The organism is Mesorhizobium sp. M7A.F.Ca.ET.027.02.1.1 (assembly GCF_004022985.1).
In the GTDB taxonomy this organism is placed as follows: Bacteria; Pseudomonadota; Alphaproteobacteria; order Rhizobiales; family Rhizobiaceae; genus Mesorhizobium.
The window spans coordinates 1-488 of the sequence record NZ_RZOL01000926.1; the positions used below are offsets into that span (position 1 = coordinate 1).

General features: G+C 62.1%; 1 protein-coding gene. It reads left to right on the top strand.

Going from position 1 to position 488, the window contains the following annotated elements; translation table 11 throughout:
- The coding region (locus tag EN749_RS37050; RefSeq protein ID WP_281061973.1) for a TCP-1/cpn60 chaperonin family protein at positions 1 to 488 on the top strand (488 nt) is incomplete at both ends.

Consider the following 488-nt stretch of genomic DNA (forward strand, 5'->3'; position numbering starts at 1 on the left):
GTGGTCATCGACAAGTCGTTCGGCGCCCCGCGCATCACCAAGGACGGCGTTACCGTCGCCAAGGAAATCGAGCTTGAAGACAAGTTCGAGAACATGGGCGCGCAGATGGTCCGCGAAGTTGCTTCGAAGACCAACGACATCGCCGGCGACGGCACCACGACCGCAACCGTTCTGGCACAGTCGATCGTCCAGGAAGGCCACAAGGCCGTTGCCGCCGGCATGAACCCGATGGACCTGAAGCGCGGCATCGATCTGGCCGTGACCGAAGTCGTCGGCGCGCTCGGCAAGGCTGCCAAGAAGATCAAGACCTCCGAGGAAGTCGCCCAGGTCGGCACGATCTCGGCCAATGGCGACGAGTCGGTCGGCAAGATGATCGCGGAAGCGATGCAGAAGGTCGGCAATGAAGGCGTCATCACGGTTGAGGAAGCCAAGACCGCCGAGACCGAACTCGAAGTCGTCGAAGGCATGCAGTTCGACCGCGGCTACCT